The 13,029-nt window shown below is 46.8% G+C and carries 15 protein-coding genes and 1 pseudogene; 3 read left to right on the forward strand and 13 right to left on the reverse strand.

Features of this window, described 5'->3' with window-relative positions:
* Window positions 1-80: 80 nt before the first annotated feature.
* The 9 genes from WG929_RS14830 to WG929_RS14870 all read right to left on the reverse strand — a co-directional run bounded on the left by WG929_RS14830 (window position 81) and on the right by WG929_RS14870 (window position 5,759).
* A complete protein-coding gene (locus WG929_RS14830) occupies window positions 81-338 on the reverse strand; it encodes a restriction endonuclease (RefSeq protein WP_416206758.1) in 258 nt (85 codons plus the stop codon).
* A 153-nt stretch (window positions 339-491) separates the two neighbouring features.
* Window positions 492-779 carry a NadS family protein gene (gene nadS, locus WG929_RS14835; RefSeq protein ID WP_369857684.1) on the reverse strand — a complete coding sequence of 96 codons (288 nt, stop codon included), beginning with the start codon at window positions 777-779 and terminating at the stop codon, window positions 492-494.
* The gene (locus WG929_RS14840) at window positions 772-1,113 is read right to left on the reverse strand and encodes a type II toxin-antitoxin system RelE/ParE family toxin (protein ID WP_416206693.1); all 342 of its coding nucleotides are present in this window, start codon (window positions 1,111-1,113) and stop codon (window positions 772-774) included. The genes nadS and WG929_RS14840 overlap by 8 nt, the downstream gene beginning before the upstream one ends.
* 136 nt (window positions 1,114-1,249) lie before the next feature.
* Window positions 1,250-2,440: a PcfJ domain-containing protein gene (locus WG929_RS14845; protein WP_416206694.1), complete on the reverse strand. Its 1,191-nt coding sequence runs from the start codon at window positions 2,438-2,440 to the stop codon at window positions 1,250-1,252.
* Between the two features lie 6 nt (window positions 2,441-2,446).
* A complete protein-coding gene (locus WG929_RS14850) occupies window positions 2,447-2,806 on the reverse strand; it encodes a hypothetical protein (RefSeq protein WP_416206695.1) in 360 nt (119 codons plus the stop codon).
* Window positions 2,807-2,931: 125 nt separating this feature from the next.
* A complete protein-coding gene (locus tag WG929_RS14855) occupies window positions 2,932-4,632 on the reverse strand; it encodes a DUF2326 domain-containing protein (RefSeq protein ID WP_416206696.1) in 1,701 nt (566 codons plus the stop codon).
* Window positions 4,623-4,895 (reverse strand): ABC-three component system middle component 6, encoded by a 273-nt coding sequence (locus WG929_RS14860; RefSeq protein WP_416206697.1) that lies wholly within the window; start codon window positions 4,893-4,895, stop codon window positions 4,623-4,625. Before WG929_RS14860 ends, WG929_RS14855 begins: the two co-directional genes overlap by 10 nt.
* Window positions 4,849-5,439: a hypothetical protein gene (locus WG929_RS14865; RefSeq protein ID WP_416206698.1), complete on the reverse strand. Its 591-nt coding sequence runs from the start codon at window positions 5,437-5,439 to the stop codon at window positions 4,849-4,851. The genes WG929_RS14860 and WG929_RS14865 overlap by 47 nt, the downstream gene beginning before the upstream one ends.
* Window positions 5,439-5,759, reverse strand: coding sequence for a hypothetical protein (locus tag WG929_RS14870; protein WP_416206699.1), 321 nt, complete (start codon window positions 5,757-5,759; stop codon window positions 5,439-5,441). Before WG929_RS14870 ends, WG929_RS14865 begins: the two co-directional genes overlap by 1 nt.
* Window positions 5,760-6,133: 374 nt before the next feature.
* On the opposite strand from WG929_RS14870, the pseudogene WG929_RS14875 reads away from it, so the two are divergent.
* A pseudogene (locus tag WG929_RS14875) lies at window positions 6,134-6,810 on the forward strand (phage integrase N-terminal SAM-like domain-containing protein); the annotation flags it as partial.
* Window positions 6,771-7,058: a tyrosine-type recombinase/integrase gene (locus tag WG929_RS14880; RefSeq protein ID WP_416206759.1), complete on the forward strand. Its 288-nt coding sequence runs from the start codon at window positions 6,771-6,773 to the stop codon at window positions 7,056-7,058. The pseudogene WG929_RS14875 and the gene WG929_RS14880, both read left to right, overlap by 40 nt.
* Window positions 7,059-7,373: 315 nt before the next feature.
* Here WG929_RS14880 and WG929_RS14885 read toward each other — a convergent pair whose 3' ends face one another.
* The 4 genes from WG929_RS14885 to flgB form a co-directional block, all read right to left on the reverse strand.
* Window positions 7,374-10,979 (reverse strand): flagellar hook-basal body complex protein, encoded by a 3,606-nt coding sequence (locus WG929_RS14885; protein WP_416206700.1) that lies wholly within the window; start codon window positions 10,977-10,979, stop codon window positions 7,374-7,376.
* Window positions 10,980-11,064: 85 nt separating this feature from the next.
* Window positions 11,065-11,865 (reverse strand): flagellar hook assembly protein FlgD, encoded by an 801-nt coding sequence (locus WG929_RS14890; protein ID WP_416206701.1) that lies wholly within the window; start codon window positions 11,863-11,865, stop codon window positions 11,065-11,067.
* 10 nt (window positions 11,866-11,875) lie between these two features.
* Window positions 11,876-12,322, reverse strand: coding sequence for a flagellar basal body rod protein FlgC (flgC, locus tag WG929_RS14895; protein WP_416206702.1), 447 nt, complete (start codon window positions 12,320-12,322; stop codon window positions 11,876-11,878).
* Between the two features lie 2 nt (window positions 12,323-12,324).
* Entirely contained in the window at window positions 12,325-12,744 is a 420-nt protein-coding gene (gene flgB / locus WG929_RS14900) for a flagellar basal body rod protein FlgB (RefSeq protein ID WP_416206703.1), read from the reverse strand.
* On the opposite strand from flgB, the gene WG929_RS14905 reads away from it, so the two are divergent.
* The gene (locus WG929_RS14905) at window positions 12,722-13,012 is read left to right on the forward strand and encodes a hypothetical protein (protein WP_416206704.1); all 291 of its coding nucleotides are present in this window, start codon (window positions 12,722-12,724) and stop codon (window positions 13,010-13,012) included. The two genes, flgB and WG929_RS14905, sit on opposite strands and share 23 nt — an antisense overlap.
* The last annotated feature ends 17 nt before the right edge of the window (window positions 13,013-13,029 follow it).

A 13,029-nucleotide genomic window follows, 5' to 3' on the forward strand; every position in this document is an offset into this window, starting at 1 on the left:
ACCCGAAACTGCAACGTTGCAGGAGCGGTATCACTCAATCCTGCAAAACTGCAGGAGATTGAACGGAATAAATGTGCTGCTTAAACGCAGTATTTTGGACAACTGGGTTGAAAACTACCGAAGGCCTCAGACTGAAAGCCAGTTTTGGCAACGATATAGCCAGCATTAACCCCTAGATCAGAAACTACTGTTCTGAAGCTGTGGACTACATGCTGCGGAATATTATTGCTCCAGTTTTTACACTCTACGGCGATAGAATATTTTCTTCCTTTTATTACCTCTTCTGCATAGACATCTAGTTCTACGTCACCACGTACGGTTTCAATCTTTTTTCTAATTCTACATTAAAGCCACACTGCTCAAGCACTAGTGCGACCTGATTTTGGAGATCCTGCCATGAATCTGGCTCTTTGCTCATAATCATGATTGAAACCTAACGCCTAAAAAAGCCGCGCATTTATGCGTCGGCTTGCTTTACTTGTTAGCACTTTTTACGATGCCAAAGCACGAAGAACAACACCAGGCTCTTTGGCGACAACATTTAGCAAAACCAATGCAGGCCCGTGAGGAGTACGATCACCTCGCTCCCAGTGACGGAGCGTACTCACACTGATGCCAAACGCAGATGCGAATTCATTTTGAGACATACCTACCTTTGCCCTAATTTTTTTTACATCCACTGGGCCGAACTCGTGAACGATTGCCTTTTTAACTTTACCCTCAGAAAATTCAATTGCTTCGGATAGGCCCTGTTTAATACTTGAGAAAGCACTAGTCATTTGAACCACCATAATGTTTGAGTAATAGTTGAGTTAATTTAGCAAGCCCATTGCGTTCGGCTTTGCTGATATTAGCCTTTTCGCCCTTACCAAAAACCGATAATAGAAAGAGAGGAACCGCTCCATTGTGATAATAATAAATCACCCTGACTCCACCGCTTTTCCCTCTTCCCTGAGCAGACCATCGAAGCTTCCTGATTCCGCCTGTTCCCTGCATAAGATCACCGGATTGAGGGTGAGAAGCTAAGTATTTGATAATACTTACCTTTTCATCAGGTTTGAGCAAGCCATCGGCTCGTTTCTGGAATTCTGGGAGTTCAACAATTGTCTGCATGGATACAAGTGTAATCCATTGGATCACACCTCGTCAATGCGTGGGTTTTGAGTGCTAACGCTGCCAACACAGGCCGAGCGCTAGCGAGGTCCTGCCCAATGCGATTTATGCATTGGGTATTACGTGCTTGGCCTTGTTAGCTCTTTGTGAAAAAAGATCGTCTTTTTTTATTTTCCTGATTCAGCCAGTCCCTCACATAATTCACTGTTTCTTCACTAACTTCCTTATTCTTCTCTTTTTTAATTTCGACAATATTGAAAACTCCATTTCTATTAGTAATCTCTAGAGTAGCCCTCTCAGGATAAAAAACTGAATATATAATAGATTTTCCTAATCGTGCTTTATCAACATAAGTCGCAATGCAATGCCCCATTACTACGCCTTCAGACACAAGTGAGTTTGCCGATGAAATCCATTTTACTCCTTCGCATTGTTGGATATCAGGGCGATCAAATTCAATATCGGGATCGTAATACCTACGACTATTATTCAAAGATTCAACCCAACTATCATGCAGTTTATTAAGTTGATCTACTGTTTGGCATGCGACTACCAGGCTTCGAGAGTTTTTAATATTTAATTCTTTCCCCACTCTAATAGTGTCTTCAGTCAATTTATTTAATGCTGAGGAACCTGGCAGGTAACTAGACATTCTGTCGTAATTACTCGAACACCAATCTAGCAAGTATTGCGCACCATGCAAAGCAGGATATCTTTCTGCAACATATAATACTTGTATCGGTATTCTGGACCAATGTGCGTACGCAGAAACAATCTGAGGATTTGTAACCATTCTCATAATCAGGTTGAGTTCGTTTGATTCACCTGTAAGCGGATCTATTTTAGTTAAAAATTTTTCATCTCCATCAAAATTCATCCCAACTATTTTATTTATAATCTTTTTTCGCTTCATTCCTAGCCAAGAATGCAACTGTACTCTATCTAGGGAGTATTTAATTGAATAATCAAGCATAAGCCAAAGCAAGCAGGGATTCGATTCTAGCATTTGAATACCTCGCGAGCTTTCAGTGCAAACCTTTATAAAGGCAGTCTGCAAATATGAAAATAAAAATATTTTTGGCGTAGGAGGACAATAGACATTTTCAAAATTAGACAAATTATTATTTGAAAAGAATGATGTTCCATCATTTGAGTAAAGGGGAAAGCCTGCATCAAGAGCATCCTCCTGGACTCCGTAGGCCTGTATCTGCACCTCAAAGCTTCTAGCCTTTATTTCTATAGATACAACAGAGTCTATCGCCTCCGTAAAATCAAATCTCAGAGTAACAGATGTTTCAGTTTTAAATATTTTAAGTTCTGGGGACACGGAACTCTACTTCTCATCTAATTCATTTAGTTTTTCTTTCAGCTCTAATGTAACCTTCTCAAGGTCTTTTTGATGTTTCGTTGAAAATGCGTGAGACAGGGTCATCATAGTAATTTCAAGCTCTATAAGTCTCGATCTTGCAACAATATGGTTTATGTCATTTAACTGTTGAATTGCTTTCTTACCGTCATCTGCTAATTGGCCTAGCTCAACCTCAATAGGTCCAATTTTAGCCTTTCCAGATTGCCCACCAATAAAACGCTCAACAACTTTCATGATGGGTTTTCTTAAAAATAGTACGATTACAACGGCTGCTACTGGCCAAGATAAAACCAAGGAAATTATTTTTAACGTAGATTCTGTCATAAAACCTCGATGAGCTAACGCCTAGCACAGCGGAGAATTAAACTGGCGGTTTTTTTGCCGGGTTTTGGCAAAAAAAGTGACAGTTTGACGAGTCCGTTGCTGCTACTTGTTATGCATGTATTTCATTAATCGATTTTGAAGAATTTATCTGATTTTTTAAGTGTTAACACAGAATTTTCATCAATGAACTCCTGGCTTAGTGAAGCCAATTTATCTTTTAGCACAGACACTATGACCTGAACTTTATTCTCATTTGCTAGACATGCCAGTGTTGCCAACTTATCTTGATCAGATGCTTCCAAATAATCTTGTATAGTAAATTCAGGAAAGGATGCCCCCGTTTCTTTAACGAATTCCACAAATGCCATATCAAATGCTAATGCAGCAGCCCTCGGAGCACCATCTCCAGAAACTCTTTCTTGATTTACGATTGAAAACTCAATTTCATTTGTATCGCTTTTGGTGCCAACATTAAAGCTCAAAGAAAAGTCTTTAAATATCGCCCTACTAAATGACTTCAAATGCTTATTAAAAACTTCAATATGCTGACTTAGCTGTAATATTTGAAGTTTATTTTTTTCTCGGAGTTTTTGAATATTTATGTCTAGCTTAGATATTTCACTAGATTCATGCTGAACCTCATCTACGACTACGCTTGTCCTGCCTCTCTCTTCGCGCTTGTCTTGTATTTCTTTTTCTATCACAACGAAGCCCGAAAGATGCGACTCACCTACAAGTGCAGAGAACAGATTCTTTTCTTCATCTAATAGGCCATTCAACCTATTTTCCATATCAACTACAGAGAGTTTATAATCACTGATTTTATCATTGAGATAATTAACCTTTTTTGATACTACCTGCTTATGAAACTCTATTGTATCTTCCAGTGTTTTTTTAAGGTCGGGGAGTAACAATCTAGCTTCTTTATATATCTTCTCTATTAAATTTGTATTTATATTCGATTTCTTTTCTTCATATCCATTTATGGTTCTCTGAGAATATGAGACTCTTATATTCAACTTTGATATTTCGCTTGTTAACTGCGCAATTTCTTCTCGCGTTTTTTTTAGTTTTTCAACGCCTTTGTTTTGAGAATCCTTGAAATCAAACAGCTCTTCTTTATTCTTTAATATCTCTATTTCATCATCGATAGATTTAAGCTTATCTTTATAGTCTTGCTCCGTCCTTCCATTCAATAGCATTGAAATTCTATCATTTCTTTGATTTCTTTCTTCCCCAAACTGAATCTCACTAGAAAGATCATTATGCCCCAAAAAGCCAAATAGATATGAGTAATACAATATATATTGCTGGTCACTTGTATTTGAGTTTAGATATCGATAGATATTAGAGGCAGTTTTTTTATCCAAGCGAACAAAACGATTCTTAATTGAAGAATAGGTAGGATTAGCAATACTAAACCCGAGGATCGGGGCTAACGCTGCTTTAAATTTTTCATTTGTATCAAATTCATCATCATTAATAGATGAATATATTTTTTGAACAGTGCGAGTTTTTTGCTGAACCTTATGTATTCTACGATTAATTCTGTAGTTCTTTTTATTTATGCGCATATCTAGGGAAAACAACACCCTTCCACTAGTAACCACATCCTCAATTGCTTCATTTTTAGTTCGTGACTCTGGGTCATGCCAAATACTCTTACCATCGGAGCCTAAGCAAAAGTTTAATACTCTTAGCGCAGTGCTTTTCCCAATCTGGTTGCCGTCGTCCTCGCTATTGGTAATTATGTTGATTCCGTCTTTGAATTGAATTTCACGAACTATTATCTCGTCGCAAAATACTTTTAAATTAATTAGCTGCATAATTTTATGTTTCCTAAGCCATCCAGCTCAATTGCATTTAGCAGATACAACCAATCAAGACCCAAATAAAAGTAAGTTAAAGAAACCTTGTTAGTGCTATTATGAAATAGGTCAAATAGCCTTATAGGATCCACAGATTTCTCATTCGATTCCCTTAGAACTGAAAGAATAGAAGCTCCTATAACATATAAGCTTTTTTGAGGCTCGGATACATCATTAATAATCATCAGGCCTCTCCAATATTTTACAATTGATAAACCCATAGCAAACTATCAAGTTTGCTGAGTCACGAACGTCTTCCACAGGGATTGCATGAAAATCAATTCTTGCATTCTCTAAAATTGAATCAGTAACTTGTTGCAAAAGACGATCTGAGTTATTCCGAATAGTCGAAATCACTGAATCCTTATCTTTAATTTCTACTCTTTCATGAATCAGAAGTTGTCGGCGATGATTCTTATAGTTTTGATGTATAGACCTAAGAAATTTATTTTTTGATCCAGGGTCCTCATCATCAATCGCATCAATTTGCTCCTCTACTAGAGTTAAAAAACCAACACAGTCGATGATTTCTTCAGAAAACACTCTTACATTATTAAAATCTAGCTTCTCATCTGGGTCAGGTAACTCACCGACACTATTGGTCTCCATCTCGGGATCATAATTTTCAATTATTTTCTCCAGTAGAGGGTTAAGAAGTGAGCTAAATCTAGCGACATGGTTCAGGTTGAAAGTTGGACTATTACCAATACCAGACCCATCATATGCCAGACCACCACGATCGGATTTAATTTCTTTATTTGCCATTATTTATCATCCGATTTATTTCTAAAGAACTTAAAAAAATTCAAAAAACCTGAGTTATCAACAGCAATACCACCATTATCAGCAGTAATTGATTTCCCGTTTGACTTCGTTGCTGATGATAGAAGGATAGCAACTAATAGCAATACTCCCGCTATTCCAGAAGACCAGATAAATGCTTTAAATGTTTGCTCTGGAGTCATAGCTGAAAACGCATTTGCTTGTATAAAACCCTGATGCACAGACCAAAAGATAGCTGCTGATATTGCAGCCAGTCCAAAACCAGCTTTAACTGTTCCTGATAAAAATTTAAGCATATTCATTTATCCCTATCTGACGCTATTTTGCATAACAGTTTATTAGTGCGCATGCGCGGTTTCTGGGCAAGTCGGTTCCTGGGAAATCACCGTAACTACTTGAATAATAGGAAGTAAAATCCATTTCCAGATCAGTCCATTCTGTGAAAGCGAGCATGCGCATTAACTCCTTTGTGCCTTGCGCATTAATCTGTAAACCTGCGCAAAAAATTTCCGTGTATCAATGCCTTAACGATAACAACGTCCGGGAAAGCGCGCAAGGCTTCTGAAAAAGCGCGCATTGATTTGGGCAAACGTTCATTATACTGGATATGCATACACATCAGATCAAGAAGTGATCAATGACTTCCAGCCCCTTTCTCAATGACATTCGCCGCTTTATGCGCACCCGCGGCTACAGCCTGCGAACCGAGAAAACCTATGTTTACTGGATTCGGTTCTTTATCGTTACCAAAAGCGGAGACATCCCAAAGAGATGGGGGCTGCTGAGGTGGTGCAGTTTCTGGGGTTTCTGGCGAATGATCGTCATGTCTCGGTCAATACTCAGAAGCTGGCCTTGAATGCGTTGGCGTTTCTCTATAACACGTATCTGGAATTGCCTCTGGGCGACCTGGGCTTTCAACATGCCAACAAACCTGCCAAATTGCCTGTGGTGATCTCATCGCAAGAGGTCGGACGAATTCTTGCCGTGATGAATAATCGGGATCGGCTGATATTTTCGCTGCTATTTGGCTCCGGTTTGCGCATTTCTGAATGTTTACGGCTGAGAATCAAGGATTTCGATTTTTCTCGGCGAGCACTGACCGTACACAGCGGCAAAGGAAACAAGGACCGGGTGACAATTCTCTCCTTATCGCTTCAGACTGAAATTGAAGCAGCGATGGCCAGTGCCATAGAATTTCAGAAAATTGATAATACTCAGGGTGTTGGCCCTTCGTTGCCAGATGCCCTGGGGAGAAAGTATCCGAATGCCTTCCGTCAACCGGCCTGGATGTTCTTGTTTCCTTCCAGCGGTTTGTGTTTGCACCCGGATACCGGAGTGACCTGTCGGCATCATCTGCATCATTCCGTCGCTCGCAAAGCCCTGAGCCGGGCCGTCACGGAGAGTGGCATGAACCACAACGCGTTACCTGTCATACATTCAGACATAGTTTTGCTACTGAGTTGCTATGTGCGGGCCGGGATATTCGTACCGTGCAAGAGTTATTGGGTCATACGGATGTTGCCACCACGCAGATCTATACCCATGTGATCGGCCAGCATTTTGCGGGCACTGAAAGTCCGATGGATCGGTTGATGATGTGAACGGCGATCCCTGTCTATCGGATTATCGGACAGAGGCAAGCCCCTCCCTCCTACCCATCTACCCTTGTGGATCTGGCATTACGTGATAGCAGGCTGTTGAAATTCTTATTCACTTCGCCGACAGAAGCTTTTCAACCCGATGGCAGCCCCCGCAGGGCGCGGGTTGCCGCCGTCCAGTGCGGTGTTGGCGAATTTGAAAAGGACTCGTCATTTCGCGGCATTCGCCGCCTTGCCCTGATCACCGGCAACACTCGCGCAGAGTCGTGCAGGATTATATATGTCCCCTCTACCTTAATGTCTTGTCACACTGGCGGATCAGATATTCAGGATCGACTGGGTTACCTGATCGGATGTTTCAATGGTTTTGGCGCTGGCCTGGAAGTTACGCTGGGCCACAATCAGCCGCACCAATTGCTCCGACAGGTCAACATTGGACTCTTCCAGTGCTGCCGATTGGATCTGCCCGAGCGAGGCGGTTCTTGGTTCACCAATGGTAGGGACACCCGATGCGTAAGATTCCGTCCAGCCAGTGCTGCCAACCGGTGTCAGCCCTTCCGGGTTGGTGAAGTTGGCCAACGCCACCTGGCCCAGTGTCTGGGACTGGCCATTGCTGAACTGGGCAAAGATAATCCCGTCGTTGTCAATTTCCAGACCGGTCAAACGGCCAGTGGTGTAGCCATCCTGACTGACCTGGTTGACCGAAAACGAGCTGCCATATTGGGTGCTGCCGCCCAGATCGATCTCGAAGTTGGAGCTGGTGGCAGGTTCCGTTAACGGCAACCCCCCTTCCAGTACATTCAGAGAACCGAGTGCACCATTACGGCTATCGGTGTCATCCAGTGGATCCCAGTTGGTTACAAACAAGGAGCCGGTGGCATCGCTATCGATGGTGCCATCCTGGTTAAAGTAAATGGTGTAACGCGCCCGAGTAGCTTCCAGATTGTCCGGGAAGTCCAGCGTCGGGTCGGGATCCCCGACATCCTGACCATCCACCTGAACGTACATGGCCCATTCGGCATCGGTCGCGGTGGCACTGGCAGAAGGCTCACGCACAAAGTACTGAGTCATGACATGGGAATTACCCTGGCTGTCGTAAATCGTCTGCGAGGTGGCATGGCTGTAGGTTTCCGGGTCGGCCGGATCAAATACGTTTAATACGTACGGTGAAAATTCGCTCTCATTCAGTGAGCTGAAAATACCCGACAAGGCCGGATCCGGATTGGTCAGGGTGTAGCCTTCATTCATTACGATATCGACGCTACCGCCAATGGAAGCGGCGGTCGCGCCACTGGCACTGCCACCCAATACCGCCGTACTGGTGGTGGTGGCACCCGATACAATCAACGAATCGCTGGCGACCCCACTGCTCATTTCAACGGTGATGTCACGGCCGATGGCGTTACTGATTTCCAGATCGCCGCTGGCGTTCAGTTCAGCACTGAAGCCTGGCAAGGTGGTGGTGCTGTAGGAATTAATTTCATCGGCCAGATCGGCCAGGCTGGTGGCGGTCAATAGCTGGCCGTTCAGGTTCAGCGTCATATCACCGCCAGGGCTGTTGTAGCCTGCTGCCGTCAGCGTCGCCACCGTATTGGACGACGCGGTGACGCCAGGTTGCTGATTCAGCAAGGCAACAATTTCGTTGGCTTCGCTGTTTTCTGGCAACAGAACGTCGTATTCATTGCCGTCAGGATCCACCAGCGTAACGCTGGTTTCCGGGTAACCATTGTTCACACCTTCAATCCCGAGGGTCAGCAAGTTACTGTCTGTCGGATTGATTTGCAGCGCCGCGAACAGCTCGTCATCGGTAATATCTGCACCACTGGCGGTGACGTTGGTGACCGATATCTGTGATGCTTCTCCGGCTTCGGTAGCGCGGAATTCCAGTTGATATTGTGGTGGCGTGGTGTTGGGGACAATTTCTGCTGCGACAGCGCGTACGCCAATATAGGCATCGGCATCCTGGTTGTTGAGCTGGGCATTAATCGCGGAGGCCATTTCCTGTACCGATGAAAATTCCTGATCCAGCGAAATCAGTACCGAACCACTGCGGCTTTCAGGATCCGGGGCGGGCACGCTCAGGTTAATACGGAAGCTGTTGGTGCGATCCACGGCATCGCTGCCGTTAACGGCAAACAGGCTGTCAAAGCCCAGTGCTGTCAGCGCCTGTGGCTCGGTGGCAGAGGCGCTAATATCAATCCCTTCACCCGCACCGGTATTGAGGTTGGTAAATACCAGCTGGCCACCAACGGCATCGACGCTGACCTTGTCGGCCAGCCCACCAGCGCCGATAAACACATCGATCTGCTGCTGAATCTCGCTCGCCAGATCACCCATGCTGCTGTACGAACCCGGTGGAATGGTGATGGTAAATGGCCCGGCACCCTGAGCCGATGTGCTGGTGACTTCGAGCTGGAATTCGTTATTGGCGAGTACCGGTGCGACCCCGGCGTCGTAGCGGTTGGCGCTGGCAAAGCCGAGATCATCAAGACTCAAGCCTGAAGACGTCGTGGCGTTGTTGGCAATTTGCACATAATCGCCCCGCGCTGCCGGGGTCTGAACCTGAAATTCGAGACGACCACTGCTATTCACCACCGCTACTTCTGGTGTCGTGGTATAGGTCGCTATCTGGGCGTTGATTTCCGTCACCACTTCCGCCGTGGTGACATTGGCAAAATCGCCTGGTGCCGCGCTGACCCAGCTGGCTTCCGACAATACCATCGGATAAGTCGAGCCGTTGCCACTGGCCAACGTAAAGGCCATGACATTACCCGAGGCGGTGCTGAAATCCTGGGCACCATAAATACTGCCTGCCGTCAGCGTGGCAAATTCTCCCCCCGAGCTGCCGACCATGGTCAGCGGTGGTTTGGCCGTTGTCCGAGTAGTAGTGGAAGTACCCGCAATACTGGTGAAATCGACGCTCAACGGGGTACTGCCGACAAACAGCAAGGAGCCTGCCGTACCGGCGCTGACCGGGCTACTGGCACCAAACGCAGTATCCCAGTCGGTGGTATTGGCAACCACAAAGGCACTGCCATCGGTCGCGGCATAGCCCGAGCGTTGAATGACCAGTTCGCCAGTACTACCCTGGGTAGCAGTAAATTGCTGCGAACCAAATGCGCTATCCAGTGCAGTCTGAACATCCGCCAGAATATCGTTCGCCGTCGAGCCAGCGGCAACCCCGGTCAGGGTCACCGTTTGGGCACCAGCGCCATCACCGGCATCTATATCCATTGTGATACTGGTGTACCCCGTGGTTGCAACCGTCGTCAGATCGGTTGCAAAAGCCAACTGCGACGGCGTGCCTGCCGTGGTCGGCTGCCCTGCCGCAACCAGTGTTGAAGCGGTGGATTCCAGAATACCCGAGTCCACCATGCCGATGGCCAGGCCGGTGGTCGAAATCGTCGTGCCCTGCTGTTGCAGAATGCCCTCACCGGCATCGAGGTTCAGTTGCGCCTCCACCAGGCTGGTCAGTCGCGGTGCCTGGTTGGAGGCATCGATACTGAGGTCTTCAATAACGCCATTAAGATCACCGGCGGCACTGGCCATAAAGCCTTGCAGCCGTGAACCGTTGTTCGATACCACATAGCCGTCCTTGTCGAGCGAGAAAATCCCCGCTCGGGTAAACGACTGCGAACCATTATCAGCCAAGACAAAAAAACCATTGCCGTCGATCGCCAGATCAAGCGCGTTATCGGTCGCGCTAATACTGCCCTGACTGAATTCCTGACGCACGTTAGCCACCTGCACACCACTGCCGACCGGCGCACTGCCGCTACCCAGTAATGAGGTGGTGTAAAGATCACCAAATTCGGTACGCGATTCCTTGAAGCCGGTGGTGCTGGCATTGGCAATATTATTACCCGCTACCGACAGGTCGGTGGAAGCTGCGCTGATACCGCTCAAACCAATATTAAAAGCCATTAAACATTCCTCTTCTCACTGCCTGTCGTACACCATTCGGTGGTTGTCTTGCCCGCTGTGGGCAACGTCGGATAGCCAGGACTCATTATTCATCCAGAATCTGGGAGACATCAGCCAGCCCGGCCTTTTGGCCACCGGTCAGATTCAACGTGACCTGGCCACTGGAGTTCAACGTCACGCTGTCGACCCGCGAACTCATCTGCATACTGATATCTTCCGTTGTACCGGCAAGCGTGCCGGTCAGGGTGAACTGGTACTCGCCAGGGTCGTACGGTTTCAGCACCGCATTGCCCTCGCTGTCGAGTACCTGCTCGCCATTGTCATCCAGATAATATTCCTGCCGATTCAGATCAGCGGTTGTCAGCGGTACGATCTCGCCATCCATCATCAGGTTGAGACCATCCCAACGTACCGATACCGGGCCATCACTGTGATTACCCAACGGATATTGCTCCAGCAACTGGCCACTGCTGTCGCGAATCGACAACGTCAGGTTGCTGGCACTGTCGGGAATCTCGGTATAACCGCTCACCACCCCGCCACTCAGCAGCAGGCCATTCTGGTTGCCATCCACGATCACCGACTGACCCACCAGACTGGACGCCTGCAAGGCAGAATAGGAGGAGAACTCCGACATCATGCTTTCGCTGGTGGTGTTCAGTTTGTCGATGCCTTCTACTGCCGAAAACTGCGCCAGCTGGGCGACAAAGGCCTGGTTGTCCATTGGATCAAGCGGGTTCTGGTTGTTCAGCTGCGCCACCATCAGTTCCAGAAAGGCATCCTGACCCAGCTCATTTTGCTTACTCTGATTCTGTACCGAGCTGCTGCTTTCCGAGCGGTACTGATCGAGGATCGAGGCGGCCGAACTTACATCACTGATTGCCATAACCTTCCCCTTATTGACCCAGTGTCAGTGTGCGCTGCAACATTTGTTTGGCGGTTTTCATGACCTCAACATTCATCTGATAGCTGCGCGAGGAAGACATCATGTCGGTCATCTCTTCCACCACATTGACGTTCGGGTAAAAAACATAGCCATCGTCATTGGCCATCGGATGATCCGGCTGGAAACGGGCCTGCAGCGGCGAGTCCTTTTCAACAATACCCAGCACCTGTACCCCGACCCCGACATCGCTTTCCAGCTCACTGAACTGGTTGTCTTTGTTCAGCTGCAGGGCTTGCTGTTGCATCACCGCAAACCAGGGTTTACGTGCACGATAGGTTTCGTCGACCGAACTGGATGCACTGTCGGCGTTGGCCAGGTTCGATGCGGTGGTGTTCATCCGGATGGACTGGGCGTTCATGCCAGAACCGGCGATATCAAAGACGTTGGTTAATGACATGATCAATCTCCCCGAATGGCCCCTTTCAGGCCCTTGAATTTGCTGTTGAGAAATTCGAAGCTGGCGTCGTAATCAAGACTGTTGCGAGCATATAACGCCTGTTCGATTTGCGAATCGACGGTATTGCCGTCAATCGATGGCTGGCTCGGATTACGATACAACAGGGATTCATCCATTCGTCCGTGCCCAGCAATATGACCGGCCGACGTCTGTTCCAAAACCAGCCCGGTTGAATGGCGGGTATCCACCTTGTTACTGGCTACCGCCTGTTCCAGCGCCGACTGAAAATTAAAATCGCGGGACTTGAATCCCGGCGTATCGGCATTGGCGAGGTTATTGGCCAAGACTTCTGCCCGTTTAGCGCGCAGCTGCAGCGCTTCGTCGTGAAGACCCAGTGCGTTGTTGAAACTGATTGCTGCCATTGCCGCTTCTGCCCAAAATAGTTGCTCTGAGTGTAATAAAGCAACCGACGTGCCAAAAATAAAAACCCTTATTTTTCAAAAAGTTAATATCAATACCAGCAAAATAAGACGGCAACAGACAGGGGCTTTGCCGCTTCGGAGGCAAGCCGAGGCCAAAGGCGGCAACGGAGCAAAGGCATACCGGAAGCATCGGTCATGGGTGAAACAGAGCAGTAGCGAAAGCCAGGCAGGAACAAAAAAGCCGCTCCCCGAAGGCAGCGGCTTTTAAAGATCAAATCAGTTCGT

Source organism: Oceanobacter antarcticus, assembly GCF_044962685.1.
GTDB classification, from domain to species: domain Bacteria; phylum Pseudomonadota; class Gammaproteobacteria; order Pseudomonadales; family Oceanobacteraceae; genus Oceanobacter; species Oceanobacter antarcticus.

What these genes read in the sequence shown, in the direction of transcription:
- WG929_RS14885 (WP_416206700.1), bottom strand. Translation starts at nt 10,979, where the DNA reads ATGGCTTTTAATATTGGTTTGAGCGGTATCAGCGCAGCTTCCACCGAC.
- WG929_RS14865 (WP_416206698.1), bottom strand. Translation starts at nt 5,439, where the DNA reads ATGGCAAATAAAGAAATTAAATCCGATCGTGGTGGTCTGGCATATGAT.
- WG929_RS14840 (WP_416206693.1), bottom strand. Translation starts at nt 1,113, where the DNA reads ATGCAGACAATTGTTGAACTCCCAGAATTCCAGAAACGAGCCGATGGC.
- WG929_RS14890 (WP_416206701.1), bottom strand. Translation starts at nt 11,865, where the DNA reads ATGGCAATCAGTGATGTAAGTTCGGCCGCCTCGATCCTCGATCAGTAC.
- flgB (WP_416206703.1), bottom strand. Translation starts at nt 12,744, where the DNA reads ATGGCAGCAATCAGTTTCAACAACGCACTGGGTCTTCACGACGAAGCG.
- nadS (WP_369857684.1), bottom strand. Translation starts at nt 779, where the DNA reads ATGACTAGTGCTTTCTCAAGTATTAAACAGGGCCTATCCGAAGCAATT.
- WG929_RS14850 (WP_416206695.1), bottom strand. Translation starts at nt 2,806, where the DNA reads ATGACAGAATCTACGTTAAAAATAATTTCCTTGGTTTTATCTTGGCCA.
- flgC (WP_416206702.1), bottom strand. Translation starts at nt 12,322, where the DNA reads ATGTCATTAACCAACGTCTTTGATATCGCCGGTTCTGGCATGAACGCC.
- WG929_RS14860 (WP_416206697.1), bottom strand. Translation starts at nt 4,895, where the DNA reads ATGGGTTTATCAATTGTAAAATATTGGAGAGGCCTGATGATTATTAAT.
- WG929_RS14870 (WP_416206699.1), bottom strand. Translation starts at nt 5,759, where the DNA reads ATGAATATGCTTAAATTTTTATCAGGAACAGTTAAAGCTGGTTTTGGA.
- WG929_RS14855 (WP_416206696.1), bottom strand. Translation starts at nt 4,632, where the DNA reads ATGCAGCTAATTAATTTAAAAGTATTTTGCGACGAGATAATAGTTCGT.